This window comes from Pseudomonas sp. AP42, assembly GCF_001728935.1.
Taxonomy (GTDB): Bacteria; Pseudomonadota; Gammaproteobacteria; order Pseudomonadales; family Pseudomonadaceae; genus Aquipseudomonas; species Aquipseudomonas lactis.
The window spans coordinates 1-23,665 of sequence record NZ_LYSO01000026.1; the positions used below are offsets into that span (position 1 = coordinate 1).

At 60.4% G+C, this 23,665-nt stretch carries 23 protein-coding genes and 1 tRNA gene; 10 read left to right on the forward strand and 14 right to left on the reverse strand.

The features are described from left to right. Positions 1–256 precede the first annotated feature (256 nt). Complete coding sequence (ycaC, locus tag A7K61_RS12425; RefSeq protein ID WP_003191542.1) at positions 257–883, reverse strand: isochorismate family cysteine hydrolase YcaC; 627 nt, start codon at positions 881–883, stop codon at positions 257–259. A 348-nt stretch (positions 884–1,231) separates the two neighbouring features. Between ycaC and A7K61_RS12430 the strand changes: the two genes are divergently transcribed. Further along, a complete protein-coding gene (locus A7K61_RS12430) occupies positions 1,232–2,128 on the forward strand; it encodes a LysR family transcriptional regulator (protein ID WP_047710963.1) in 897 nt (298 codons plus the stop codon). A 66-nt stretch (positions 2,129–2,194) separates the two neighbouring features. Here A7K61_RS12430 and A7K61_RS12435 read toward each other — a convergent pair whose 3' ends face one another. After that, entirely contained in the window at positions 2,195–2,653 is a 459-nt protein-coding gene (locus A7K61_RS12435) for an Hsp20 family protein (RefSeq protein WP_003191546.1), read from the reverse strand. A 224-nt stretch (positions 2,654–2,877) separates the two neighbouring features. Here A7K61_RS12435 and A7K61_RS12440 point away from each other — a divergent pair, with 224 nt between their 5' ends. Next, complete coding sequence (locus tag A7K61_RS12440; RefSeq protein ID WP_034135058.1) at positions 2,878–3,306, forward strand: glycine zipper domain-containing protein; 429 nt, start codon at positions 2,878–2,880, stop codon at positions 3,304–3,306. Positions 3,307–3,427: 121 nt separating this feature from the next. Here A7K61_RS12440 and treS read toward each other — a convergent pair whose 3' ends face one another. Continuing rightward, the gene (gene treS / locus A7K61_RS12445; RefSeq protein ID WP_047710965.1) at positions 3,428–5,491 is read right to left on the reverse strand and encodes a maltose alpha-D-glucosyltransferase; all 2,064 of its coding nucleotides are present in this window, start codon (positions 5,489–5,491) and stop codon (positions 3,428–3,430) included. Positions 5,492–5,689: 198 nt separating this feature from the next. Continuing rightward, positions 5,690–6,481, reverse strand: a complete 792-nt coding sequence (locus A7K61_RS12450) for an AraC family transcriptional regulator (protein WP_047710966.1) — start codon at positions 6,479–6,481, stop codon at positions 5,690–5,692. Positions 6,482–6,668: 187 nt separating this feature from the next. Between A7K61_RS12450 and A7K61_RS12455 the strand changes: the two genes are divergently transcribed. The 5 genes from A7K61_RS12455 to A7K61_RS12475 all read left to right on the forward strand — a co-directional run bounded on the left by A7K61_RS12455 (position 6,669) and on the right by A7K61_RS12475 (position 13,172). Continuing rightward, positions 6,669–8,294, forward strand: coding sequence for an APC family permease (locus A7K61_RS12455; RefSeq protein ID WP_069557662.1), 1,626 nt, complete (start codon positions 6,669–6,671; stop codon positions 8,292–8,294). An 11-nt stretch (positions 8,295–8,305) separates the two neighbouring features. After that, positions 8,306–9,232 (forward strand): 4-hydroxyproline epimerase, encoded by a 927-nt coding sequence (locus A7K61_RS12460; RefSeq protein WP_069557663.1) that lies wholly within the window; start codon positions 8,306–8,308, stop codon positions 9,230–9,232. A 37-nt stretch (positions 9,233–9,269) separates the two neighbouring features. Further along, positions 9,270–10,217 (forward strand): dihydrodipicolinate synthase family protein, encoded by a 948-nt coding sequence (locus A7K61_RS12465; protein ID WP_069557664.1) that lies wholly within the window; start codon positions 9,270–9,272, stop codon positions 10,215–10,217. A gap of 133 nt (positions 10,218–10,350) precedes the next feature. Further along, positions 10,351–11,922, forward strand: a complete 1,572-nt coding sequence (locus A7K61_RS12470) for an aldehyde dehydrogenase (NADP(+)) (protein ID WP_069557665.1) — start codon at positions 10,351–10,353, stop codon at positions 11,920–11,922. Between the two features lie 2 nt (positions 11,923–11,924). Then, positions 11,925–13,172 (forward strand): FAD-binding oxidoreductase, encoded by a 1,248-nt coding sequence (locus A7K61_RS12475; RefSeq protein WP_069557666.1) that lies wholly within the window; start codon positions 11,925–11,927, stop codon positions 13,170–13,172. On the opposite strand, the gene A7K61_RS12480 is transcribed toward A7K61_RS12475, so the two are convergent. The 5 genes from A7K61_RS12480 to A7K61_RS12495 all read right to left on the reverse strand — a co-directional run bounded on the left by A7K61_RS12480 (position 13,143) and on the right by A7K61_RS12495 (position 17,209). Then, the gene (locus A7K61_RS12480; RefSeq protein WP_047710971.1) at positions 13,143–14,090 is read right to left on the reverse strand and encodes an ADP-ribosylglycohydrolase family protein; all 948 of its coding nucleotides are present in this window, start codon (positions 14,088–14,090) and stop codon (positions 13,143–13,145) included. The two genes, A7K61_RS12475 and A7K61_RS12480, sit on opposite strands and share 30 nt — an antisense overlap. A gap of 37 nt (positions 14,091–14,127) precedes the next feature. Next, on the reverse strand, positions 14,128–15,111 hold the full coding sequence (locus tag A7K61_RS12485; protein WP_069557667.1) for a GlxA family transcriptional regulator: 984 nt from the start codon (positions 15,109–15,111) through the stop codon (positions 14,128–14,130). 93 nt (positions 15,112–15,204) lie between these two features. After that, complete coding sequence (locus A7K61_RS33140) at positions 15,205–15,474, reverse strand: hypothetical protein (protein WP_164545330.1); 270 nt, start codon at positions 15,472–15,474, stop codon at positions 15,205–15,207. Positions 15,475–16,028: 554 nt separating this feature from the next. Next, the gene (locus tag A7K61_RS12490; protein WP_014718583.1) at positions 16,029–16,637 is read right to left on the reverse strand and encodes a LysE family translocator; all 609 of its coding nucleotides are present in this window, start codon (positions 16,635–16,637) and stop codon (positions 16,029–16,031) included. Between the two features lie 122 nt (positions 16,638–16,759). Beyond that, positions 16,760–17,209 (reverse strand): helix-turn-helix domain-containing protein, encoded by a 450-nt coding sequence (locus A7K61_RS12495; protein WP_003191562.1) that lies wholly within the window; start codon positions 17,207–17,209, stop codon positions 16,760–16,762. 96 nt (positions 17,210–17,305) lie between these two features. On the opposite strand from A7K61_RS12495, the gene A7K61_RS12500 reads away from it, so the two are divergent. Continuing rightward, a complete protein-coding gene (locus tag A7K61_RS12500) occupies positions 17,306–18,247 on the forward strand; it encodes an aromatic alcohol reductase (RefSeq protein WP_069557668.1) in 942 nt (313 codons plus the stop codon). A 50-nt stretch (positions 18,248–18,297) separates the two neighbouring features. On the opposite strand, the gene A7K61_RS33145 is transcribed toward A7K61_RS12500, so the two are convergent. The 4 genes from A7K61_RS33145 to A7K61_RS12515 all read right to left on the reverse strand — a co-directional run bounded on the left by A7K61_RS33145 (position 18,298) and on the right by A7K61_RS12515 (position 22,318). Beyond that, positions 18,298–18,465 (reverse strand): hypothetical protein, encoded by a 168-nt coding sequence (locus A7K61_RS33145; protein ID WP_164545331.1) that lies wholly within the window; start codon positions 18,463–18,465, stop codon positions 18,298–18,300. Between the two features lie 216 nt (positions 18,466–18,681). Then, positions 18,682–19,401, reverse strand: a complete 720-nt coding sequence (locus tag A7K61_RS12505; RefSeq protein ID WP_228391085.1) for an META and DUF4377 domain-containing protein — start codon at positions 19,399–19,401, stop codon at positions 18,682–18,684. 349 nt (positions 19,402–19,750) lie between these two features. Beyond that, positions 19,751–19,824: transfer RNA gene (locus tag A7K61_RS12510), tRNA-Cys, on the reverse strand. Positions 19,825–20,038: 214 nt separating this feature from the next. Then, the gene (locus A7K61_RS12515; RefSeq protein WP_047710974.1) at positions 20,039–22,318 is read right to left on the reverse strand and encodes an acylase; all 2,280 of its coding nucleotides are present in this window, start codon (positions 22,316–22,318) and stop codon (positions 20,039–20,041) included. 238 nt (positions 22,319–22,556) lie between these two features. On the opposite strand from A7K61_RS12515, the gene A7K61_RS12520 reads away from it, so the two are divergent. Further along, entirely contained in the window at positions 22,557–22,937 is a 381-nt protein-coding gene (locus tag A7K61_RS12520) for a hypothetical protein (RefSeq protein WP_003191568.1), read from the forward strand. A gap of 10 nt (positions 22,938–22,947) precedes the next feature. Here A7K61_RS12520 and A7K61_RS12525 read toward each other — a convergent pair whose 3' ends face one another. After that, positions 22,948–23,142: a hypothetical protein gene (locus A7K61_RS12525; RefSeq protein ID WP_014718591.1), complete on the reverse strand. Its 195-nt coding sequence runs from the start codon at positions 23,140–23,142 to the stop codon at positions 22,948–22,950. Positions 23,143–23,314: 172 nt separating this feature from the next. Here A7K61_RS12525 and A7K61_RS33710 point away from each other — a divergent pair, with 172 nt between their 5' ends. Continuing rightward, a complete protein-coding gene (locus A7K61_RS33710; protein WP_256557817.1) occupies positions 23,315–23,446 on the forward strand; it encodes a hypothetical protein in 132 nt (43 codons plus the stop codon). Positions 23,447–23,665 lie beyond the last annotated feature (219 nt).

The window sequence follows — 23,665 nt, forward strand, 5'->3', positions numbered from 1 at the left end:
GGCCGTTACCGCAGCAATGGATATGTACACAATCCAGCTGTGTTGACTGCCAGGCCGCCTTCGCGAGCAAGCCCGCTCCCACAGTTGGATCGCGGGGTGTCAGGTAGGTAAATGTCGGCTGGCAGGCCGTCATCGCAGGCAAGCCAGCTCCCACAGTTGGATCGCGCGTCGGTTATCAGACCTTCGCGTGAGCAAGCTCTCTGGCCACAGATCCAGTGTCGCATCGAATCGGTATAGACCCAGATCGCCAGCAGGCTTACTTGCCTTCAGTCAACGCGTTGTAGCTGGTGAACAGGTTGCGGTAGTCCGGAATGTGGTTGGAGAACAACGTCCCCAAGCCCTCGATGTCGTTGCGCCAGTCGCGATGCAGCTCGCAGGCCAGGCCAAACCAGGTCATCAGTTGCGCGCCGTTGGCTGACATGCGAGCCCAGGCCGATTGCTGGGTCAGTTCGTTGAAAGTGCCGGAGGCGTCGGTGACCACAAACACTTCAAAGCCTTCGGCCAGGGCCGACAGCGCCGGAAACGCCACGCACACTTCGGTCACGACGCCGGCAATGATCAATTGCTTCTTGCCGGTGGCCTTGATGGCCTTGACGAAGTCTTCGTTGTCCCAGGCATTGATCTGGCCTGGGCGCGCAATGTACGGCGCATCCGGGAACAGTGCCTTGAGCTCGGGCACCAGCGGGCCGTTGGGGCCGGTTTCGAAACTGGTGGTGAGGATGGTCGGCAACTTGAAGTACTTGGCCAGGTCAGCCAGGGCCAGCACGTTGTTCTTGAACTTGTCCGGGTCGATGTCACGAACCAATGACAGCAAGCCGGCCTGATGATCGACCAACAGCACCGCGGCGTTGTCTTTGTCCAAACGAACGTAAGGTGTAGACATGTTCATACTCCTGATAAATAGAGGCAGCGCCCAACATGGGCTTGCCGCAAAAGGCCCCAGCGTATTTAGGTGCGCTGTGAGTCTAGTACTTCGTGGTTGTTTGCCACTTGGTGTGCCTTGATGTAGCTCTGGATCAGAAACTGCTAATGCGGCATGGCCTGGGTGTAGACGTTGGCCCACCCGAAAAACAGTGGGACCACCTTAGTCATCGCGTTCGGGGTTAGGTAGTGGCTGAAACGGGCCGCTCCATCTCAAAAATGGAACAATGCAGCCGCACCGTGGCAAGGGCACTTGGACGTGCCAGTCGTTACAATGCGATCATCGGCTCATTTCCAGGCAGGTGCCTTCATGGACATCAAACAACTTAAATTCCTGATCGCGCTGGAGCAGACCCGCCATTTCGGCCAGGCCGCCGCCCGCTGCAACATCACCCAGCCCACCCTGTCGATGCGCCTGCGTAACTTGGAGGAAGAACTGGGCCTGGAACTGGTGACCCGTGGCCAACGCTTCGAAGGCTTCACCCAGGCCGGCGAACGCGTATTGGCCTGGGCCAGGACCCTGCTCGCCGCCCACGACGGCCTGTTCGCCGAAGCGGCTGCGTGTCGCGGCCAGTTGGTCGGTAACCTGCGCCTGGGCCTGGTGCCCCTGAGCGGCTTCAACCCGATCAGCTTCATCCAGGGCTTGTCCCACAGCTTCCCGGAACTGAAGTTCAGCCTCACCTCCATGAGCTCGGACAAAATCATCGAAGCCTTGGGCACCAACCAACTGGACCTGGGCGTGTGCTACCTGGACCACGTGAGCCCCAACTACCTGGAATTTTTCGAACTGGGCGAAACCCGTGTCGGCCTGCTGTACGACACCCGCCACTTCCACTTCGAAGGCACCCAGATGAGCTGGGAAGAAGCCGCCCAACTGCCTCTGGGGATGATCAGCAATGGCATGCACTATCGAAAATCCATCGACCTGAGTTTCCGCAGCCGCGGTCTCGATCCCCAGCCGATTCTGGAAAGCGACTCCACTTATCAACTGTTCCAGGCCATTCACGAAGGCTTCTGTTGCGCAATCATGCCGTTGGACAGCGGCCTGGAAAGCCCGATTGAGAACCTGGCGTTCATCCACCTGCCGGACGCCAGCGTCCTAGCGCCCCTGGGCATGGTGATGCGCAAGACCGAACCGCGCTCGGCCATCGCCGAGAAATGCTTTGCCGAGGCCAGGCAGTTGTTTGCACCCAACACCCAGGCTTAGCGGGCCTGGGTTTGCAGCGCGCACAAAAAAGGCGCTCCGCAGAGCGCCTTTTTACCGCCGATTGTTTTACTGCAAGCTGACCTGACGCAGCTCGGGCTTGGCCTCGCCACCAATCATGATGCGTTTTGGCTTGGCCTCTTCAGGCACCTCACGCAGCAGGTCGATGTTGAGCAAACCGTTGGTCAGGGATGCGCCACGTACTTCGATATGGTCGGCCAAGCGGAACGACAACCGGAACGCACGTTGGGCAATGCCCTGATGCAGGTAAGCGACCTTATCGTCGGTTTCGCGCTTTCCGCCGGAAACCGTCAATACACCCCTCTCGACCTGGATATCCAGATCCTCCTCGGTCAGGCCAGCGACGGCGATGACAATGCGGTACGCGTCGTCACCGTGCTTTTCCACGTTGTGAGGTGGATAGGAATTCGGAGCCTCGCTGCGCAGCGCCGACTCGAACAGGTCATTGAAGCGATCAAAGCCCACCGATTGACGGAACAGTGGGGCCAACGACAGGGTAGTAGCCATTTTAAAATCTCCTGAGTTTCTCCAAGTGATTTAGTACGCGACCCGGATTCGGCATCGCGTGATCAAAAATTTATGGACGCGCTAAAAGAATTCAAGAGGGCTGAAAAAAATTTCTTGCGCACGGGCAATCACCGAGACCCTGGTGCGGTGGCCTGTGCTCTAATCACACCGCCAGGCGTGCTTTAACCCGTGAGCGCCTGAGACAGCCCTTGAGGTACAAAAAAATGAAAATGACATTCCCGGCCCTGGCATTGGGCATCCTGATCTCCCAAGGGGCCCTGGCCGCTGGAGATGGTACGGCGGCGCTGGGAGGCGGTGTCGGCGGTGTGTTGGGCAATGTGGTCGGCCAACAGCTGGGTGGCTCGACCGGTGCGGCCATCGGTGCAGGCGTGGGGGGCGCAGCCGGGAGTGCGGTGGGTGCGCAGAAAGGCAACAAGACCGAAGCGGCGATTGGCGGCGGTTTGGGCTCGGCGGGCGGCTCGCTGATTGGTAATCGCCTGGGCGGTAGCACCGGGTCCACCATTGGCGCGGGCGTGGGCGGCGCAGCCGGTGGCGCGTTGGGTAATAATCTGGCCGATGACGAGAGCGGTCATCGTTCCGGTGGTGGCAAGCACAAAGGCAACAAGCATAAGCACAAGAACAAGCACCACTGATCGTCTGGTTTACCCTCTAGGAGCGAGCTTGCTCGCGAAAAACTCACAAACGCCGCGTTTATTCAGGAAGCACGCGTTATCGTTGACGTTTTTCGCGAGCAAGCTCGCTCCTACAGGCGATTTACATCGGCGTGCTGCTCACCACCCGCAACGCCAGCCCTTCATAAGCGTCCAGCGTGATCGTGAACGCGCCCTCCTCGGTCAAATCGCCTTCCACCCGCTCATTGATGATATCCACCACCGGCCCCGGTGCGATGTTGGGCAGGTGCAAGGTTTCGGTGATCGGCGTGGCACCAAAATTCAGCGCAGTGATTTGCGTGCCCTTACCCGCCGGCAGTTCGTGAACCATGATCAGCAAGCCTGGGTGCTCAACATCTGGCACCAGGATCTGGCGGCTCGCGGCGATGTCGTAGGCGCGGCGCACGGCGAGGATTTTTTGCAGTTGGGAGGCAAAGGACTCTGGGTCCTGCAGTTGGCTGTTCAGGCTGCCATACAGACTTTTGGAGCGCGGCATTTGCCCCGCCGACAGCTCAGCGTCGGGGTTCAGGTCTACCAGATCATAGGCGCCACGGTGGATCCAGCGCGTGTCGCCATCGGCCATCAGGTGCGCCACGTCTTCGGCCGCCAACGGCAACGCGCCCACCAGGTCCCAGCCGGACAAGGCAAACACCCCAGGTTGCATGGCGTTGTACATCACCAGCAGCAAGTGGATCTGGCGAATCTGCTGGATATCCGCCGGGGTGATCGCCTCCAGGTCACGGATCCCCAGAGCTGCAGTGATAATACTGGCAGTGGTGCAGGACACGCCGTTGGTGACGAACTTGAGGTTATACGGCGCATGTTCGCCGGTCAGCCGTTCGTACATCTGCTCGCGGATATGCTCGCGCAGGATGTTGCCGGGGAAGGTCTGGCCCTGGAACAGGAAACTGTCATGGGCGTGCAGCGTCCAAAAATGCACCAGCTCCAGGGTCAGTTCATCGTGGTTCTGTAGCGCGTGAATCAGCGAGCCAGGGTCGATGCCGAGGCTGTGCATCTGGCGCAGCATCAGGCGCAGGAATTCGGTGTCGCCCATCAGCAACGCATGCTGGTAGGCCGGCCGGGTGATGAAGTCATAGGACAGGTCGGCGCCGCCATGGGACATGGACGCGATGTCGTCCACAGTGAGGTTGAGCTCCTGAAAACTGAAGCCGCCCGCCTTGCGAATAGCGCCGCCGAGCAACTGATTGCCGGTGATCGACAGCGGATGGCTTTCGGACCAGGCCGTGCCGTCGAGCTTGCGCTCCACGCCGAGAAAGCCGTTGGCATCCAGACGCAGGATTTTCGCGCCCATCACATCAATGGCGTGCAGCGCATCACCGATGATCATCTGCTGCGCGGCAAACGAAGGGTCAAGCCAGTTGAGCGACGGCTGGCCTTCCTTGAAGTAATGCAGGTATACCCAGCGCCGCGGTTTGCCATCCACGCCGAGCACCACCGGGGTGGCGCTCCAGTCGGTTTCCTTGACGCCGGGCTCGAAGAAAATCACCCGCTGCAATTGGCCGACGATGTAGTGCTTGTCGCGCAGTGCGTCCACTTGGGAGGGGCTGAGGTTTTGCGCATCGCGTCCGTCGGCCACATCGGGCAGCAACGGCCAGTCTTCCTCGCGGATTTCGACCATGTGGTACAGGCCCGGATAGTCCTCATAGGCCATTTCCGCCAGGCGAAAATCCGCGCCTTTGCCGGTGTGGGACGGGATCACATCGTCGATGATCACCGCATTGTGCGCGGCAGCCATGCGCGTCAACGCCTGCAATTGTGCCTCGGTGCCCAGTTGCGGGTCGATGTCGAAGCTGATGCGGTCGAAATTACCGTCGATGGTCGGCGTGTGCTCGGTACCAGACAAGCCACCGGACTTCTTCAACGGGCCATTATGAATGCCCTGGATACCGATTTTGGACAGGGTATGCCACAGGGTTTCGTCCCCCAACGCTTCCAGCACGGTGCCGCCTTCGCGGGTGACAATCGACGCGGGGTAGGCAGTGAACCACACGGACGACAAGGCTGAAGCGTCACGCGGCCGGGTCTGTGCATAGGGCTGCTGCCACAAGCGCCCTTGCCCCGAATAGAGCTTGGCCCGCTGCCGCGCTGCGTGGAGCATGGAATGTTGCACCAGCCAGTTCACATGATCGTTGTTCGCCGCGGTCATAAGCTCGGTACCTGTGGTGGTGAAAAATGTCGGTGTAAGCATATGAGGGGTGCGCGCGCCATTCGTTGCATCGCAATAGCGTCGGGGCTGGCGGCGGCCCAAAAATGTGGGAGCGGGCTTGCTCGCGAATGCGGTGGGTCATTTAGCCTATCCGGCACTGACACTCTGCATTCGCGAGCAAGCCCGCTCCCACAATGGTTATGCGTCTGGCATGCCGTCTGGTACCGAGCCTTGCGTCGCCTGCCGGTATTGCCTCGGCGTGAAGCCAGTTGAAGATTTGAACTGCCGGGTAAACGCACTGTGATCGGTGTAGCCGCATTGCAACGCCACCTCGGTGATCGGCAACTCGGTATGCAACAACCGCCGGGCATGTTCCAGCCGGACTTTCTGGATCATTTGCCGGGGCGTGAGGTGAAACACGCGCTTGCAGTAACGCTCCAATTGCGCCACGGAAATCCCGGCGATTCGGGTCAGTTCACCCAGGGTGACACGGCGGTTGAAGTGGCTGCGGATGTGTTCGTCCACCGCCGCCAGGCGCTGATAGGCCGGGTGGGTTTCACTGGCCGATTGCAGGTCTACCGAGATCCCGGCCAGGCCGATGATCGCGCCTAGCCGGTTGTACAGCGGCCATTTGTGGGTCAGGCACCAACCGGGTTCGCGGGTGCCGTAGAGGTGCAATTCGAGTTGGTCTTCCAGTACCAAACCCTGTTTCAACACACGCCGATCCTGCTCGGTATAACCGGGGCCCAATTGCGCGGGAAACACTTCGGCGCTGGTCTTGCCCAGCAACGGTTGCAGTTGCTTGAGACCACAGCGTTGCACCAGGGTACGGTTGGCGAGCACGTAGCGGGCGTCGATGTCCTTGATGAAAATCGCGGCATTGGGCAGTACATCGAGCATCGGCAGCAACTGCTCTACCCCGCTCAATAGCTGCTCGATGCTGTGGGGTCGGCTGCCCTGGAAAAGGCTCGCGAACGCGCTCTGCAACATGACTTTATCTGCCCTTTTATTCGTCGACAGCCAGCAGATTGCGCCATAGGCCGAGCGCTGTCGAGCGCGGCAAATTGTGCTGAATTCGTCATCCATCGCCGCATAAAACATCAATCGTCAGCCAGGCCTGTGGGTTCAGGATAGCGCCACTGCATGCCTATCCAATAACTCACAAGAAGGCGCCGCTATGTCAGGCCAAGGCAAGTTCAAGAAACAGCTGTCACTGATGGACCTCACCTTTATCGGGTTGGGGGCCATCTTCGGTTCGGGTTGGTTGTTCGCCGCCAGCCACGTGTCTGCCATCGCAGGCCCGGCAGGGATTTTTTCCTGGTTACTCGGGGGGTTCGCTGTGCTGTTGCTGGGCATTGTCTACTGCGAACTCGGTGCCGCCCTGCCCCGCGCGGGCGGCGTGGTGCGCTACCCGGTGTACTCCCATGGCCCGTTGCTGGGTTACCTGATGGGCTTTATCACGCTGATCGCGTTTTCCAGCCTGGTGGCGATTGAAGTGGTCGCCTCGCGTCAATACGCGGCAGCCTGGTTTCCCCAGCTGACCAAGGCCGGCTCCAGTGACCCGACTACCCTGGGCTGGCTGGTGCAATTTGCCCTGCTGTGCCTGTTCTTTGTGCTCAATTACCGCAGCGTGAAGACCTTTGCCATCGCCAATAACCTGGTGAGCGTGTTCAAGTTCATCGTGCCGTTGCTGGTGATCGGCGTGCTGTTCACCTTCTTCAAGCCTGCGAACTTCCAGGTGCATGGCTTTGCACCGTTCGGCTTGTCGGGCATCGAGATGGCGGTGTCGGCAGGCGGGGTGATCTTTGCCTACCTGGGGCTCACGCCGATCATTTCGGTGGCCAGCGAAGTGAAAAATCCACAGCGCACCATCCCCATCGCCCTGATCCTCTCAGTACTGTTGTCTACGGCCATCTATGTGCTGCTGCAAACCGCGTTCCTCGGCGGCGTGCCTACCGAAATGCTCGCCAATGGCTGGGCCGGCATCAGCAAGGAACTGGCCCTGCCCTATCGCGATATCGCCCTGGCGCTGGGCGTGGGCTGGCTGGCCTACCTGGTGGTGGCCGATGCGGTGATCTCCCCCAGCGGCTGCGGCAATATCTACATGAACGCCACCCCGCGCGTGGTGTATGGCTGGGCGCAGACCGGCACCTTCTTCAAGGTCTTCACGCGCATCGATGAAAAGTCCGGCATCCCGCGCCCGGCGCTATGGCTGACCTTTGCCCTGTCGGTGTTCTGGACCTTGCCGTTCCCGTCCTGGGAAGCACTGATCAACGTGGTGTCCGCTGCCCTGATCCTCAGTTATGCCGTGGCCCCGGTAACGGTCGCGGCCCTGCGCCGCAATGCACCGGACATGGCACGCCCGTTTCGGGTCAAGGGCATGGCGGTGCTGGGCCCGCTGTCGTTCATCATCGCTGCGCTGATCGTGTACTGGTCGGGCTGGAGCACGGTGTCCTGGCTGCTGGGCCTGCAAATCCTGATGTTTGTGGTGTACCTGCTCTGCGCACGCTGGGTGCCGACCGCGCACCTGAACCTCAAGCAACAAGTTCGCTCATCGGCCTGGCTGATCGGCTTCTACGCCGTGACCATCCTGCTCTCCAAACTCGGCAGCTTTGGCGGTATCGGCGTGATCAGCCACCCGTTTGACACCCTGGTGGTGGCGGCCTGCGCCCTGGGCATCTACTACTGGGGCGCCGCCACCGGCGTGCCCGCCCACTTGGTGCGCCTTGAGCAGGAAGAGGACGAAAGCGAAGCTATCAGCGACACGCACTACAGCGCCCCACTGTCCCCGACCACCCACTGATGGAGTGCCTTATGAAACGGCTGCACGTGATTGACTCACACACCGGCGGTGAACCTACGCGCCTGGTCATGAGCGGTTTCCCCGCGCTGGTTGGCGACACGATCGCCGACCAACTGGAGCACCTGCGCACCCATCACGATCAATGGCGCCGCGCCTGCCTGCTGGAGCCACGGGGCAACGATGTACTGGTGGGCGCGCTGTACTGCGCGCCCGTCACGCCGGGGGCGACCTGCGGGGTGATCTTCTTCAACAACGCCGGCTACCTTGGCATGTGCGGCCACGGCACCATCGGCCTGGTTGCCTCACTGCACCACCTGGGCTTGATCCAACCGGGCGTGCACAGCCTCGATACGCCGGTCGGCCCGGTCGCGGCCACCTTGCACGACGACGGCAGCGTGACCCTGCGCAATGTGCCCGCTTACCGCTATCGCAAACAGGTGCCTGTTGAGGTGCCTGGGCACGGCGTGGTGCTGGGCGACATCGCTTGGGGCGGCAACTGGTTCTTCCTGGTGTCGGATCACGGCCATGAGTTGCAGATGGATAACGTGGAGGCCCTGACCGACTACACCTGGGCGATGCTCAAGGCCCTCGAAGCCCAAGGCATCCGTGGCGCAGACGGTGCGCTGATCGACCATATCGAACTATTCGCCGACGACGCCCACGCCGACAGCCGCAACTTTGTGATGTGCCCTGGCAAAGCCTATGACCGCTCCCCCTGCGGCACCGGCACCAGCGCCAAGCTCGCCTGCCTGGCCGCCGACGCAAAACTGGCCGCAGGAGAACCCTGGGTACAAGCCAGCATCACCGGCAGCCAGTTCCTCGGCCGCTATGAGTGGGACGGTGAATACGTACGCCCCTTCATCACCGGCCGCGCCTACATGACCGCCGACAGCACCCTGCTGATCGACGAACAAGACCCGTTTGCCTGGGGCATCTGAGCCCTTGATCAATTCAACTGAAACCGGAGTTAGCACCATGAGCGACAACATCTTCACCGGCTGCATGCCCGCCCTGATGACCCCTTGCACCGCCGAACGCCAACCGGACTTCGACGCCCTGGTGGCCAAGGGTCGCGAGCTGATCGACATCGGCATGAGTGCCGTGGTGTATTGCGGCTCCATGGGCGACTGGCCGCTGCTCACCGAGGCCCAGCGCCAGGAAGGCGTGGCGCGCCTGGTGGCGGCGGGTGTGCCAACCATCGTCGGCACCGGTGCGGTGAACAGCCGTGAAGCCGTATCCCATGCAGCCCATGCCGCTAAAGTCGGCGCCCATGGTTTGATGGTGATTCCCCGCGTGCTGTCCCGTGGTGCTTCGGTCACCGCGCAAAAGGCCCACTTTGCAGCGATCCTCAACGCGGCCCCCAACCTGCCGGCGGTGATCTATAACAGCCCCTACTACGGTTTCGCCACCCGCGCCGACCTGTTCTTCGAACTGCGCCGCGAACACCCGAACCTGATCGGCTTCAAGGAGTTTGGCGGTGCCGCCGACTTGCGTTATGCCGCGGAAAACATCACCTCCCAGGATGACGATGTGACCCTGATGGTCGGCGTCGATACCCAAGTGGTCCACGGCTTCGTCAACTGCAACGCCACCGGCGCCATCACCGGCATCGGCAATGCACTGCCCCGCGAAGTGCTGCAACTGGTGGCGCTGAGCAGAAAAGCCGCCAAGGGCGATGCCAAGGCGCGGCGCCAGGCACGTGAGTTGGAAGCTGCGCTGGCGGTGTTGTCGTCGTTCGACGAGGGCTGCGACCTGGTGCTGTATTACAAGCACCTGATGGTGCTCAACGGTGACCAGGGTTACGCCCTGCACTTCAACGAAACCGACGAGCTCAGCGCGGCCCAGCGCCGCTATGCCGAGCGGCAGTACGCGCTGTTCCGCCAGTGGTATGCCAACTGGTCGGCAGAACAGAACGCCGCTTGATTCTTTGTAGGAGCGAGCTTGCTCGCGAAGATCGTTAACGATAACGCGCTCACCCTGAATGAACGCGTTGTAGGCACGTTTTTCGCGAGCAAGCTCGCTCCTACAACACTCCTCTGTTTTCCAGGATGTCCCCATGACTCTGACAGGCAAGCTGCTGATCGGTCAGCAATCCATCGCCGGCCATCGCGATGCGATCCGCGCGATCAACCCCGCCACCAACACCCCACTGGAACCCGCCTACGCTGGCGGGGATGAGCAGCACGTGGATCAGGCCTGCGCACTGGCGTGGGCCGCGTTTGACGCTTACCGCGAAACCACCTTGGCAGATCGCGCCACGTTGCTCGAAACCATCGCCACCCACATCGAAGCCTTGGGTGATGAGCTGGTCGAGCGCGCCTGCGCCGAAACTGGCTTGCCTCGCGCACGCATTGAAGGTGAACGCGGCCGTACCTGCGGGCAACTGCGCGCTTTTGCCCGCACCGTGCGCCTGGGCGAATGGCTTGACGTGCGCGTCGATACCGCACAGCCCCAGCGCCACCCCCTGCCCCGTGGCGACCTGCGCCAGCGCCATATCGCCCTCGGCCCCGTCGCAGTGTTCGGTGCCAGCAACTTCCCTCTGGCCTTCTCCGTGGCGGGCGGCGATACCGCGTCGGCACTCGCCGCCGGTTGCCCGGTGATCGTCAAGGCGCATAACGCGCACCCCGGCACCAGCGAGCTGGTGGGCTGCGCCATCGCCCAGGCGGTGAAAGATTGTGGCTTGCCGGAGGGTGTGTTTTCACTGCTCTACGGCGCGGGTAACGAGGTGGGTATCGCACTGGTGAGCGACCCGCGCATCAAGGCTGTGGGCTTTACCGGTTCGCGCAGTGGCGGCATTGCCCTCTGCCAAGCCGCGCAGGCACGCCCGGAGCCGATCCCGGTGTACGCGGAAATGAGCTCGATCAACCCGGTATACCTGTTTCCTGCTGCACTTGAAACTAGGTGCGAAGCCTTGGCCGAAGGGTTCGTGGCGTCGCTGACCCAAGGCGCCGGCCAGTTCTGCACCAACCCTGGCCTGGTGATTGCCCTGCAAGGCGCCACTCTGGACCGCTTTATTCAGTCAGCCAGTGACCGGCTCTCGGGTTGCTCGGCCCAGACCATGCTCACACCGGGCATCTTCAACGCCTACGAAACCGGTGTGGAGACCCTGGCCCAACACGCCAACATAGCCGCCAAGGGCTTGCCAGCAAACGGACCGAACCAGGGCCAGGCCCGTCTGTTCGTGACCCAGGCCGAGGCGTTCCTGAACAATCAACACCTGCAAGCCGAAGTATTCGGCGCCGCCTCGCTGGTGGTGGCATGCCGCAATGTCGAGCACATGCGCCAGGTGTCCGAACACCTGGAAGGTCAACTCACCGCCACCCTGCACATGGATGACCACGACCTGCCCCAGGCCCGGGCACTGCTGCCAGTGCTGGAGCGCAAGGCTGGGCGCTTGCTGGTGAACGGCTGGCCGACCGGCGTAGAAGTGTGTGACGCCATGGTGCATGGCGGGCCCTTTCCGGCGACTTCGGATGCGCGCAGCACCTCGGTGGGTACGGCGGCTATTCTGCGTTTCCTGCGCCCGGTGTGTTACCAGGATTTCCCGGACGCCTTGCTGCCCGCCGCCCTACAGCACGACAACCCGCTGCAACTGCGGCGTCTGCTCGACGGCCAGCGAGAAGCATAACCATGGCCGATCCCAATCAAGCAGACATCGTCGTGGTCGGCGCCGGCATTATCGGCGTCGCCTGCGCCTTGCAGTTGGCACGCCAAGGCCGGCGAGTCGTGGTGCTCGACGCGCAGGCACCCGGCATGGGCGCCTCCTACGGCAACGCCGGCCACCTGGCGACGGAGCAAGTCTTCCCCATCGCCGACCTGTCGATCCTCAAGCGCTTGCCCGCCATGCTCCTGGACCCCATGGGCCCGTTGCGCCTGGACTGGGCCTACCTGCCCCGCGCCCTGCCCTGGTTTATCCGCCTGCTATTGAACCTGCGGCCAGCGCGTTATCAGCGCACCGTGGCCGGCCTTCGCGCGCTGAACGAAGGCAGCCTGGGCGCGTGGCAACGCTTGCTGCAATCGATTGGGCAAGCTCAATTGCTGCGTGAAGACGGTTCGCTATTGGTGTATGAGCGCGCCGAATCCCGCGCTGCACTGGATGCAGTGCAGCAACGCATGAGGCAGCAAGGCGTCGCCGTGGAGTCCTGGAGCGGCGATGCGGTGCGCAAGGCTGCGCCGCAACTGAGCGACGCCATACAAGGCGGTTTGTTCTTCCCGGCTACCGGGCACTTTCTGGACCCGTACACGGTGGTTGGCGAACTGGTGAACGCGGCCAAGGCCGAAGGGGTGCAATTTCTTCAGCAGCGCGTTCTGGATGCACGCCTGGAGGGCAGCGGCGTTTCCCTGATGACCGACCAAGGCGTACTGACAGCACCGCACGTGCTGATCGCCTGCGGCGCCCATTCGGCCAAACTCACCGCTGCACTCACCGGCAAACAAGTGCCACTGGACACCGAACGCGGTTACCACCTGATGCTGCCCCACGAACAACAACGACTGCCCTTCGCGGTCACTTCGCTGGAGCGAAAATTCATCATGACGCCCATGACCGGTGGCCTGCGCCTGGCCGGCACGGTCGAATTCGCCGGCCTCGACCGCCCGGCCAATATGCAACGCGCCTGGCAGCTGCACCGGTTGAGCAAAGGGCTGTTCCGACACGACTTGAGCCACAGCGAAGCCACACCCTGGATGGGGTTTCGCCCTTCCCTGCCCGACTCACTGCCAATCATTGACCGGGTGTGCGAGGGCAAGGTACTGCTTGCGTTCGGTCACCAGCATCTGGGGCTGACACAAGCAGCGGTGACGGCCGAGAGGGTTGGGCAGCTTGCGGCGGGTGAGCGTGTGCCAGAATTACAGCCTTATCGGCTGGATCGTTTCTGAACCTTGCTGTTGTAGGTGCGAAGTGTTGAATAACGCATCAGCCGTTTCTTGAATTTCATCGCGCATCCATAGTTTGTTCAACCAATCGGCGGGGATAGCCTGGACGCCATAATACGCCCCCGCCAGTTGCCCAACAATTGCGGCAGTAGTGTCTGCATCATCCCCAAGGTTGGCGGCGGTGAGTATCGCGTCAGCAAAGTTTGAGGTCTGATCGAAACACCAGAATGCGGCCTCCAGCGAAGCCACCGCGTAACCTGAGCCAACAATTTGAGCAGAGGTTTTATCGCGATAATCGCCAGAGGCGATAGCCTTGACCTTAGGGGCCGACAGCACGGTGTGGGAAAAGCTCAGCACCTGCTTCTTTGGAACACCGCTCAGGGCATTGCTGATAGCCTCGGCCAGCAGCAGGCAGCACTCGATAGCCTCCTGCGCGGCATGAGTAGTTCGCGAGCTTTGCTCGGCAAACAGGTGGATGTGCGCCCTATCTGGAAAGTAAAACAACACCACAGGTGCGAGGCGCATCATTGAACCATTGCCGGCCGAGTACGGATGCGTTGAGCCCGCAAAAGCGTTGCCACTTTGCTGAAATTGCTCCAGCGCTTCGCGAACCGTCATGCCGATATCAAAACACTCTCCGGTAGAACTCAAGTAACCCCACTTCCACCAATTCAGGTAACGCCCCATCTGGTCCACCGCGTCAAAACCGCCTTTGCGCAACAGGCTTTCGGCCAGACACAGTGCCATGGACGTATCGTCAGTCCATTGGCCAGGCTTGAGACTAAACGGTCCGCCGCCTAGCATATCCGTCACGGGAGAAAAGCTGCCACGGGGCATGAATTCAACGGTCGTCCCTACAGCGTCGCCACACGCCAGCCCAAGTAGGCTGCCGCGATAACGATCCAAAAGCGTGATGTCCATTGCCACTCCTTGTGAAAATCTTTCTACACACGCCAGGCTACTTGACCAACCGCTTCTCCTTCGAGGGGCGATAGCCGAAATACGCGCTGTAGCATTTGCTGAAATGGCTCGGCGAGACAAACCCGCACGCCACCAGCACATCCACCTGGGATAACTCGGTGTGCTGCAACAGGCGTCGCGCTTCAGTGACGCGCAGTTCCATGTAGTAGCGTTGCGGCGTGGTGCCCAGCTGTTCTTTGAACAGGCGTTCCAACTGGCGGCGGGAACGGCCGGCGTAGACGGCGAGTTGATCGAGTTCCAGAGGCTCTTCGAGGTTGGCGTCCATCAACTTCACCACCTCGCGCAACGGCGCGCTGACACACATGTTTTCGGTGGGTTTGATGCGGCGGTAGCGCGACTCTTCGAACGCCAGGATATCTTCGATGCCTTCAACCAAGGCTTTGCCATGCAGGCTCTTGATCCAGTCCAAGGCCATATGGAAAGCCCCCGAGGGGCTGGACGCAGTGAGGCGATCGCGGTCGATCACGTAGGGTTCGCTGGTGACCTGCGCCGCCTTGGACACTTCGGCCAGTGCCGGGCGATGTTCGGGGTGGATGGCACAGCGGTAACCCTGCAACAGCCCCGCACGCCCGAGGAACCACGAGCCGTTCCACAAACCGGCGAGGCGCACGCCCGCTTCACCCGCGCTGCGCAGCCATTGGATAAATGGCTCGCTGGCCTTGAGTTCGGTGCGAAAACCACCGCAGATCACCAACAGGTCCAAGTCCTGCAACGTCGCCAGCATCAGGTTCGCATCCGGACGAATGATCAGGCCCAGGTCGCTGATGACTTCGCCCTCGCCCCACCCGAAAGTGCGCGTAGCGAACAGATCAGGGCGCAACAGGTTGGCGGTCACCAGCGTATCGAGGGTCTGGGTAAACGCCGGTAAGGAGAAGTGTTCGAGCAGCAGGAAACCGACACGGGTGACCGAGGTTGATTGCTGGGGGTTATCACTGAGGTAGCGCAGGTTCTTGCCTTGCATGCCACCGCTGAACTGGCGTCTTTCCATCGAGGGTCGGCCCACGCTTATTGTTGTGCAGTGGGCGCTATCTTAGGGGCAAATGCAGTGGCTGTCTCAGGTGACGCTCAGGGCGGGTAGCGGCCATGGCGCTGATCTTGATAAAAACTGTTCGCTTGAAAAGCCACGGCCCAGGCGCTGCGCGGTGATCTGATACGGTTTTTTCTTTTCGATCTGCGCCTGTATTGAAAACCGCTTGAGGCGGACAATAGCCCCATCCCGACATTCCTGTCGTCCCCTTCCCCTCGGAGGCCTTATGACCAAGATGGCAATTTTCCTGTTCGGCTTTTTGGTGTTGACCATTGGCATCGGCATGTTGGCGACCATCTCGCCGGTCTAAGCCCGCATCAGCGTAGCGAGGGAGCTTGCTCCCGTGACGGCCGACAGCCGACGCCTATCTCCATGACACCCTGCAATCCAACTGTGGGAGCTGGCTTGCCTGCGATGGCGGCCTATCAGCCGACACTTCTCTACCTGACACCCCGCGGTCCAAACTGTGGGAGCGGGCTTGCTCGCGAAGGCGGCCTGGCGGTCAATACAGTTGGATTGTGTACATATCCATTGCTGAGGTAACGGCCACTTAGGGTTCCGCCTGACGGCGGGTCACTTTCGAAAAGCGCGAAAGTAACCAAAACGCTCTTGCCCCACCCCTCGGCACCTCGCTTAGGCTCGGTGTGCCCGTAATCCGCCAGTGATTTGGGGGGCCGCCGCCACGCGCCATCCATGGCGCGGGGCGGCTAAACCGGCATCCCTGCCGGTTTACCCCCCAAATCCCTGTCGAATTCCGGCCAGCGGGGTGTAACGGGGCGCTTCAGATCAAAAGCAGATCAAGAACAAGATCAACAGCGACTCGCTTCGCATCGTGGTTACCTACGCCCGGCTCAGCCCACAAACAGCATCGGATACAGCGACAGCACCAACAGCCCGGCCATGGACCAGTTGAACATCCGTAACCAGCGCGGCTCACGCAGCAGGTTACGCAAGCCGCTGCCACATCCCACCCACACGCACACACTCGGCAGGTTGACCACTGCAAACACCAGGGCGATCACCAGCACATTGGTGACATAACCCTCGGCAGGCGTGTAGGTAGTGATCGCCCCTAGCGCCATGATCCATGCCTTGGGGTTGACCCACTGGAAGGCCGCCGCACCGAGGAAGGTCATCGGCTTGCCGTGTTCATCCGGGTTGTCAGACATGCCGCCCGCATTGGCAATCTTCCACGCCAGGTACAACAAATACGCGGCGCCGACATAACGCAACAATGTGTAAGCCCACGGGAACAGCTTGAACACCTCGCCCAAGCCCAGCCCCACACAGATCACCAACAGCATAAAGCCGATGCTGATCCCCAGCGCATGGGGCATCGAACGGCGAAAGCCGAAATTCACGCCTGAGGCCAGCAACATGGTGTTGTTGGGCCCAGGGGTGATCGAAGAGACAAAAGCGAACAGCACGAAGGCTGATAACAGGCTGGTGGACATGAACATGGCGCGGCATCCAAGCGGTGGTGATGTGCCTGCGACAGTAGTGGGTTATGGCGCGCTGCGCCCCGTACAGCTAGGGGTGGATCGAGGCATACACTTGCACAGCCTTCATCGAGAAGTTGCGCTTACCGAGGCGCATCGGGAATCGGTGTGGGAACCTGCCACGCCGGTTTTTTGCCCTCCTGACTGTCGAAAATACGCCGAGCCTTGCGAAAGTCCTCCACGTTTTCCACCACCCAGGTCCAGATAGGCGACATGCGAATCAAAAGCTCTCGGCCCAGGGGCGTCAGCTCGTACTCGACGCGGGGCGGAATCTCACCGAACTCGCGCCGAACCAACAAACCATCGCGCTCCATGGCGCGTAGAGTTTTGGTCAACATGCGCTGAGTCACACCTGTCATCTGCCGTTTTATCTCGGCATGACGCATCGCACCGTACACACCCAAGGCATGCAAAATGCCCAGTGACCAGCGGCTACCGGCGTGAGCCAGGACTTCACGCCTGACGCCATCGTCTTCTTCCCTGAGCGACTGGCAGATAACTTCTGCCTGGCTGAGCGTTTCATGATCGGTCATTTCTACCCCTGGTATCACCCGTGTGCCTTCTTATGAGCGCTGCCGAATCGTGCCAGCATGAACTCATCTTATCGCCAACAGGTCTGCGGAGAAATCATGCCTGAAATGACCCCACTTCCCTCTCAATCGATCCTTGTTCTAGGCGCCGGCGAGCTCGGCCTGCCGGTTTTGCGCAATCTGGCGCGTGAGGCCAAACGCGCGCCCGGCTCCACCCTCAGCGTGTTGCTAAGGGAGTCGACCATCAACACGCAAGTGCCCGAAAAAAAGGTAGAGATCGATGAGCTGCGCGGCCTGGGCATTCAGATGGTCGCCGCAGACCTGGTGAACGACTCAATCGATCAACTTGCCAAGGTCTTCGCACGCTTCGATACCGTGATCGGCTGCGCGGGCATGGTCGCGGGCCGCGAAACCCCGATGAAGCTGGCGACCGCCGCGCTCAAGTCCGGCGTGAAGCGCTACTTCCCGTGGCAGTTCGGCGTGGATTTCGAAGTGATTGGCCGGGGCAGCCCCCAGGATCTGTTCGATGCTCAGCTCGATGTGCGCGAGTTGCTGCGCGCCCAGGACAACACTGAATGGGTCATCATCTCGACAGGCATGTTCACCAGCTTCCTGTTCGAGCCGGTGTTCGAGGTCGTCGACTTCGACAACAACACAGTCAACGCCCTGGGCAGTCTGGAGAATAGCGTGACGCTCACCACGCCAGACGACATCGGCACGCTGACAGCGCAAATCGTGTTCTTCGAACCGCGCCTGCGCAATCAGATTGTCTACCTGGCCGGCGACACCGTGACGTATGGGCAGGTTGCGAGCATGCTGGGGCGTGTTCTGGATCGTTCGTTCAAGCGCAACGTGTGGACGGTTGACTACCTCATGCAGGCACTGGAGCAAGACCCCACACACCACATCAAGAAGTACCGTGCCGTATTCGCACAAGGCAAAGGTGTGGCCTGGCCTAAGGCGGCCACCTTCAACGAGCAACAGTCGATTCCGGTCACCACTGCCGAGCAGTGGGCTCGGGAAAACCTTGCAGACCTTTGAAAGCCGGATTCTGAGGCCAGCCGTAAAGGCTGGCACAGGTGAAGGGACGGTTAGCGGCTTTGAGCTTCACGCTGCTGGCCCGCGGCATGTTGTTTTTTTACATGCTTGCGCGACCTGAGCTCGTATTGATGGTGAATAAACCAGGCGATCAACAACAACCCAGTGACGCCAAAAACCAAGACCAACAGCTCTAGCGCAGTACCTTCATGTGAAAACATTTTTCGTTCCTCGTCCTGAAGCCGTATGACCGAAAAAACAGCCACACCGAAATTGTTTGTAATAATTCAAACATTTTCAGGGTAGTCGGCAAATCCTCAGGTGACAACCCCGATCGGGCTATAACCCTTGATCTAGACGTGTCACTCGTCGAAAAACGGGTAAGTCACACGCAATAAAAAACCCCGTAGACGCTAATCTACGGGGTTTGCGCGAGCTTACTTGCTGCCAGAAGCGTCCTGCTCGACCACCATATCCAACACGTAGACCGTCGAAGGCGCATCCGCTGGCGGATTCTTCCATTCGTACTGCTTGACCCGCAACACAGTGCGCACGCCGTCATGATGCACAAAGCCTTCGATAGGCTGGTACAGCGGATGCCAGGTGTCTTGGGTCGCCAGTTGCAGGCCCGCGTCGTCATAGCGACGCTCACGCACTTGCAGGCACTGATAATCTGGAATCAAAGGATGGCTGCACTTGACCGTCTTGGCCGCCACTTCCAGAAACTTGACCTCACCCTCGCTACCGTAGCGGGTCTGCGGGGTGGCCTCGCCTTGCAGCTTGAGCACCGAGCCGTCCGCTGTCGTCAGTTGCAGCATCGGCGCCCTGTTATCGCCGGTGATCACAGCGCGCAGATCGCCCTTGAACAGCCGCCCTACCTGGGCGTCAAGGTCCATCAGGCTCTTGTCACAGGCCATCAGCGTAGAGGCCAGTGGCTGAACCTTCAGAACCCCGTCCTGATAGTGATAGCCGCCGAACTGACGATTGCAGCCGCCGCTGATGCTCAGGTTCTTGTCACCGAAGGCGACACGCAACTTGCGCTCGATGCCTTTGTTCATCGCCACGAGAGGCTTGCCCGACGCATCCGTTGCCGAGACCAGGTTCCAGTCGTAAGCAGATAAGGTTGGCTGGGCTACAGCGGCTGAGGTAGTTGGCATCGAAGGTGATTCTTCATGGCTTTTGGAAGGGGCGGCACAGCCTTGGATGAGTGCAGCGCACACGGCTACAAGAAGAATTTTTTGTTTCATGGGTCACTCTGTCAGCTTTGATGAGTGCGGGCGTTATTCTGCGCTGGCAGGATAAGCGCGCGGCTAAAACGGCGTGAGGAGGTCGCTTGAGACCTTACTGAGCATAGCCCAGAGCTTGCTTGGCGGGCCTCGTCCTTGGCCGATAGCAATCGGACATCATTTGCTTCGATCAGTTTCACGCAATGAGGTCGGTGGCGGTATTGCTAAATCCCAGGCAATAAAAAACCCCGTAGACGTTAACCTACGGGGTTTCTAAGAGTGGAGGCCGAGGTCGGAATCGAACCGGCGTAGGCGGATTTGCAATCCGCTGCATAACCATTTTGCTACTCGGCCTCAAACGATCAATGCCCTTGTTGCTGACATTCACCGCATACAAACTTGAGTGGGCTACGTGAAGCCTGCCTCTACTCTAACTCATTGAATACATTGAAGTTTTTAATGCTTCGTTGCGTTCGATGGGCGCCATTATGTACTCATTTGCCTAGGCCTGCAACCCCTTGATTTCAAAAAATATTCTGCCTTGGCATCAAGGGGTTGCGCGTCTGCCCTACTCCTTCACCGTGTGGATTTGGTAGTGCGGGTCGGCCTTGATCTGGGCCTCGGTGAAGGGCAATGGGCGCAGTTTTTTCTCGGAGAAGGCTTGGGTCTGGTCCTTTGAGTAGGCGGACGCCGGGTTGCTGGACTCGGAGAAAGCGAGTACGCCGACTGCGTTGGGGCCTTTGTCGTCGAAGGTGACGATTTGCAGATAGCTGGTGCCGCTGACGACTTCGCGTTTGCCGTCGGCGCGGGGCACGGTTTGCATGGCGTTGTAGATGCCCAGTTCTTGCGGGCCGCCGTGGATGGGGGTTTGGCCGGAGACTTGGATATCGCCCCAGCGGGTCTCGCCCAGTTTGCCCACTTCTGCGCTGGAGGCCAGCATGGCTTCGCGCAGGGCTTTGGCGACCGGGGCGCGATCGATGGCGAGGCCGCTTGGGGTGGTCAAGGGGTGGGCCGGGTCGAAGGCCACGCGCCAGGCTTCGGGGAGTGGCTGCAGGTGCTGCATCAGGTTGATGAAGTGCACCAGGCCCACGCCGCTGTCGAGGTTGGCGCGCTGGTCCCAGTTTTTCAGGCTGGTGCAAAGTGGTTGCAGTGCAGCGGCGTCGGCCCCGAGGTGTTTGGCGCAGAACGTCAGCAGATCGGGCATGACTTGGCCTGCCAGGTACACCTCGTTGTCCATGACCATATTTTGCAGGTCGGTGACGCTGATCGGCTGTTTCTCAAGGGTTTGCAGGCGCTGGAGCGCGAAGCGCGCGCGCGGGCCGAGGCCGAGGTTGTCCTGGCTGATCACCGGCGAGAAGCCGCTCAGGGGCGCCTTGGGGTTGGCCATCCAGGCAGAATCATTGGAGTGCTGCACGTAGTCGGTGCGTTGCAGTTGGGGCAACTGGTCGGCCGGAAAGATACCGGGCTGGACCGCGCGCGGGTCGATGTCCCAGGCGCAGGCGCTGTCGGTGCCGTCGAGCACGATCATTTGCAGGCCGGCCCGTGGGTCGCTGCATTTTGCCAGCTTGGCGGCACTGACGTTGGGCACCACCGACAGGTTCATGTACAGGCTTTGGCCCTGGTCATCGGCGGCCAGGGTGTTGACCCAGGGGATGCCTTGCAGGGTGTGCACCGAGGTTTGCAATTCCTTGAGGCTGCCGGCGCGGTTCATGGCGTACCACTGTTGCAGCACCCGGTCGTTGCCCAGGTTGGCGTCGCGCAGGCTGAAGGCGTAGCGGCTGTCCCAGTCGAGCTTGCCGGGCCATTGCACCACGGGGCCGAACTGCGAGCTGTAGACGGTGTGGGTCACGGCCTTGAGGCTGCCGTCGGCTTGCTTGACCTGTACCGTTACCGCCGTTTTATCCAGGGGGATGGACTTGCCGTCCAGCAGGTAACGGGTGGCGTCCTTGGGGTCGAGGGTCAGTCGGTACAGGGTGAAATGTTTGGACGTGTCCACGGTATGGGTCCACGCCACATGCTGGTTGAAGCCGATGTTCACCACGGGCAACCCTGGCAGTGCGGCGCCCATCACATCCAACTGGCCAGGGATGGTCAGGTGCATCTGGTAAAAACGCATGCCGCCCACCCAAGGGAAATGCGGGTTGGCCAGCAGCATGCCACGGCCATTGAAGGAGCGGTCACGGCCCACGGCAACGGCATTGCTGCCTCGGTCCAGGGTGAAGCGTTGCTGGTTGGCTGCGGCCACTGCAAAGGCTTTGGCGCTGGGTTGAACACCTGCGCTAGCCTGGGGTGGTGCTGCCCCGACCAAGGCTTCGGCGAATTGGCCGACGCCCCCTTCCACCAATAGCCTACGGGTCAACTTGACCAGGTCTTCCTTCACCAAGGGCCGTACCCAAGCGGCCTGGCATTGCGCGGGGGCGCCCTGCTCCTTTAGATAACGATTGTAGCCAGCCACGTACCCTTCGATGCGCTGCTGCATCGCTGGCGTCTGGGCTTTCCAGAAGGCCGCCACGGCCTCGGGTGTATTCAGCCAGTTGAAGAACACATCGCTGGCGAGGTTGTTGCGCTCCTCCAGGGTCGCCTGGTCCGGCCCGAAAAACCTGGCGCGCTGGCCATTGACCGTGGTCACCTCATTGGCCAACAGGCACAGGTTGTCCTGGGCATAGGCGTACCCCATACCCACCCCCAGGCCACGCTCATCAACGGCGCGAATATGCGGCACGCCATAACTGGTACGGCGGATATCCGCCGACGCCTGCGTCATTTGTTCCCGTGCCGATGCGGCCAGGCTCAGCCCCAGCAACAGCCCTGCCACGCCCACTCTGGACAACCCGTTGGAAATAATCACGCCGACTCCACAGTCAAATTGAACACCCTCACACGGGATGGTTACCCCACCGTAAGAACGCACATCGACCGGAATAATTTAGCCGCACACGGCTGTATATCGTCAGCGTTTGAAAAGTGACAAACCCGATACCGACAAATTTTCTACATCCGCCGTTTCATGATTTGCGTCACTCGTTCGTCTTATTACTCAAGAGCACCATCTTTTTCCTGATCAGGCTCTGAAAAGGAGTTTTTGCATGTATAACCCTCAAGTGCCCACGGATGGACATTCAAAGGCCACAGATACTCACTTTGGCAAAGGCACACAGGCGTTCGGCAACGCGCCCGAACAGCAGGGCAACCAGCGCATCCGCCATTTGCTCAAGTGTTTCGGTTTGCGCACCAGCCTGATCCGGCTGAAGGTCATCGACGCCCTACTCACCGCCGCCGACAACCAGCGCACCCTCGGGGTCCGCGGCGTGCACAGCCACTTGCTGGAGCTGGGCATTCCGTTGTCGTTTCTCAGCGTGCGCGAGGTGCTCAAGCGTCTGTGCAGCGAGGGCGTGATCACCCTGAACGCTGACAAGAGCTACAGCCTCCATGAAGAGGCTGCCAAAGTCCTTGAAAGCCGTGCCTGACTGATGCCCGTCAGAAGTTAGGCTTGACCTTGCGGCGCATGATGCCGTTGATCACCACGACCACCACGGCAATCGCGATCGCCAGGTACTGGAAGGTTTTTTCGCTGATCACACCTGTGTTCTGCAGATAAGACAGGCCAAACATCGCGCCCAGTACCGCCAGGGCAATCAGAAGCGAGTATTTCAAGCGTTGCTTTTGGGTCATGACAAGTTCCTGAACCTGAGAATGTATCCACTGTGTATCGCCGCGCATGCCAAGCACCTACCCAATTCTGGGGATGGCACGGGGTCGGCGGGGTCTTATGTTACAGGCGATCAATAGTTTTGGCTTGTCCGGCGCCTGACTGACTCTGTAAGGCTTCCTTGAGGATCATTAAATGCTTCGACGACTCGTGCTGCTAGTTCCCCTTCTGATCATGCTGAGCATCAGCGGCTGCTTCTTCTTCCCGCGCGGCGGTGGTTGGCATGATCACCACGATGACGGCGGCCGCGGTTACGAACGGCGCTGATCCCCTCCATCAAATTTACCTGACCCTGCCTAGACACTGCGTGCGGCAAGCTGGGCAGCCCAGCATTGCCGCCACGGGCGGTACATATTCGTAAATAACATTTCAGCGGGCCTGCTCGGAACCTTCCGACGCTTTCACCCCAATTATCCGAGGCCCAACTAAGGAAGAATCATCCCTCGGATTACCATCAGGACGCCTGGGCCAATGCAATCGGAATAA

Excerpts from the sequence above, each read along its gene's own strand:
- A7K61_RS12430 (WP_047710963.1), top strand. The coding sequence starts at position 1,232 with ATGGACATCAAACAACTTAAATTCCTGATCGCGCTGGAGCAGACCCGC.
- A7K61_RS12465 (WP_069557664.1), top strand. The coding sequence starts at position 9,270 with ATGAGCGACAACATCTTCACCGGCTGCATGCCCGCCCTGATGACCCCT.
- A7K61_RS12455 (WP_069557662.1), top strand. The coding sequence starts at position 6,669 with ATGTCAGGCCAAGGCAAGTTCAAGAAACAGCTGTCACTGATGGACCTC.
- A7K61_RS33145 (WP_164545331.1), bottom strand. The coding sequence starts at position 18,465 with ATGTTTTCACATGAAGGTACTGCGCTAGAGCTGTTGGTCTTGGTTTTT.
- A7K61_RS12520 (WP_003191568.1), top strand. The coding sequence starts at position 22,557 with ATGTATAACCCTCAAGTGCCCACGGATGGACATTCAAAGGCCACAGAT.
- A7K61_RS12450 (WP_047710966.1), bottom strand. The coding sequence starts at position 6,481 with ATGTTGCAGAGCGCGTTCGCGAGCCTTTTCCAGGGCAGCCGACCCCAC.
- A7K61_RS12470 (WP_069557665.1), top strand. The coding sequence starts at position 10,351 with ATGACTCTGACAGGCAAGCTGCTGATCGGTCAGCAATCCATCGCCGGC.
- A7K61_RS12460 (WP_069557663.1), top strand. The coding sequence starts at position 8,306 with ATGAAACGGCTGCACGTGATTGACTCACACACCGGCGGTGAACCTACG.
- A7K61_RS12505 (WP_228391085.1), bottom strand. The coding sequence starts at position 19,401 with ATGCCAACTACCTCAGCCGCTGTAGCCCAGCCAACCTTATCTGCTTAC.
- A7K61_RS12435 (WP_003191546.1), bottom strand. The coding sequence starts at position 2,653 with ATGGCTACTACCCTGTCGTTGGCCCCACTGTTCCGTCAATCGGTGGGC.
- A7K61_RS33710 (WP_256557817.1), top strand. The coding sequence starts at position 23,315 with ATGCTTCGACGACTCGTGCTGCTAGTTCCCCTTCTGATCATGCTGAGC.
- A7K61_RS12485 (WP_069557667.1), bottom strand. The coding sequence starts at position 15,111 with ATGCAAGGCAAGAACCTGCGCTACCTCAGTGATAACCCCCAGCAATCA.
- treS (WP_047710965.1), bottom strand. The coding sequence starts at position 5,491 with ATGACCGCGGCGAACAACGATCATGTGAACTGGCTGGTGCAACATTCC.
- A7K61_RS12495 (WP_003191562.1), bottom strand. The coding sequence starts at position 17,209 with ATGACCGATCATGAAACGCTCAGCCAGGCAGAAGTTATCTGCCAGTCG.
- A7K61_RS12440 (WP_034135058.1), top strand. The coding sequence starts at position 2,878 with ATGAAAATGACATTCCCGGCCCTGGCATTGGGCATCCTGATCTCCCAA.
- A7K61_RS12500 (WP_069557668.1), top strand. The coding sequence starts at position 17,306 with ATGCCTGAAATGACCCCACTTCCCTCTCAATCGATCCTTGTTCTAGGC.
- A7K61_RS12490 (WP_014718583.1), bottom strand. The coding sequence starts at position 16,637 with ATGTTCATGTCCACCAGCCTGTTATCAGCCTTCGTGCTGTTCGCTTTT.
- ycaC (WP_003191542.1), bottom strand. The coding sequence starts at position 883 with ATGTCTACACCTTACGTTCGTTTGGACAAAGACAACGCCGCGGTGCTG.
- A7K61_RS12480 (WP_047710971.1), bottom strand. The coding sequence starts at position 14,090 with ATGGACATCACGCTTTTGGATCGTTATCGCGGCAGCCTACTTGGGCTG.
- A7K61_RS12475 (WP_069557666.1), top strand. The coding sequence starts at position 11,925 with ATGGCCGATCCCAATCAAGCAGACATCGTCGTGGTCGGCGCCGGCATT.
- A7K61_RS12525 (WP_014718591.1), bottom strand. The coding sequence starts at position 23,142 with ATGACCCAAAAGCAACGCTTGAAATACTCGCTTCTGATTGCCCTGGCG.
- A7K61_RS33140 (WP_164545330.1), bottom strand. The coding sequence starts at position 15,474 with ATGGTCGCCAACATGCCGATGCCAATGGTCAACACCAAAAAGCCGAAC.